At 45.6% G+C, this 1162-nt stretch carries 2 protein-coding genes; both read left to right on the plus strand.

Annotation, left to right across the window (positions count from 1 at the left end):
* Window positions 1–726, plus strand: a 726-nt coding sequence (locus A3756_RS21190; RefSeq protein WP_068554568.1) for a motility protein A, incomplete at its 5' end; no start/stop codon positions are given.
* 27 nt (window positions 727–753) lie between these two features.
* Window positions 754–1162 (plus strand): hypothetical protein (locus A3756_RS21195; protein ID WP_156490656.1); only part of this gene is annotated, 409 nt, incomplete at its 3' end.

Genomic DNA, 1162 nt, shown 5'->3' on the forward strand with positions numbered 1-1162 from the left:
GGAACGTTTACCGGGGCTGTCTTGAGTCACTCATTTGACGATTGCCTTGCCGCATTTCGACAAGCTTTTCCAAGAAATAAAGCCGAGCACTCTGACGTGGCAAACGAAGCCAATATCATTCTTCATTTTGCTCAGCTTTGGTTTAGAAACCAATACACCCTGATCGACCGGGATTTATCAAAACTGGATAAACCTTTTTTGAAAAAGGGGCTGCAGATGATCAGGGATCGCCAGCCAAGCGACGATATTCTTTCACTTCTCAATTGGCAGATTAGCCAGGTAAATTTAAATGAAGGGCGCTATATAGGCATCTTCCGCACCCTGGCGAATCTTGCACCGACTTTTGGTATTGCCGGTACCGTGCTGGCCTTGCTCAATATAGCTTTTATCTTGGAGCAGGGCAGAGCCGTTTCTGAGGCGGCAAGCCTTATGGGTTTTGCCTTGGTTAGTACCTTTTATGGTTTAATCCTGGCGAGCTTTGTATTCAAACCGATTGCTGAAAGGCTGGAGCAGCGTCGATTAAAAGAGGTTCAGCATATTACCTTGCTTGCAGAAGGTATTGTTCTGATTCACGAGCGTCGGACGCCTGCGGTGATTCGCGAGACCTTGATGACTTACATCGAAAGCATGAACGCATTATCAGCTAATCAGCAAACCACTAAAAAGCCAAAGCGAGCTTCGAAGAAGCCAATGTTAGTGAAATTTGGGCTTCAGCGCTCTGCTTAATAAACTTCTACTGCTTGAGAAACGTAAATGAGTAGTGCATTAAATCGCTCAGATAATTATTCAGACTTACGCCATAGGCGTCCTGCTGATAATTTCAAGGCCATGTTATCTAAAGTCGATGGCTTCGCAGAGAAGGCTCAGAAGAAGGACGCAAGCTCTTGGTCTGAAAAACTTCGACTTGCTAAGTTTCAATCAAGTGAAGGTGTGTCTGAGCAAGGCTCGAACTCTTCCATATTTGTTGATTTATTCCTGCTCATGCTAGCGCTGGGCTTATTGCTGTATTTAACGTTTCGCTCAGTGCAGGCACCTGTTTTGGCGCCTGTTGAGAAGCCTGCTGATTTGTCTGTGTTCACTGATGAACTGATGGATTTGACCGGTATTGGCCAAGAGGGTGGCGAACTTGATGCTTCAGTACTCGCAACGCTTATCAATACAG

Source organism: Oleiphilus sp. HI0086 (genome assembly GCF_001635225.1).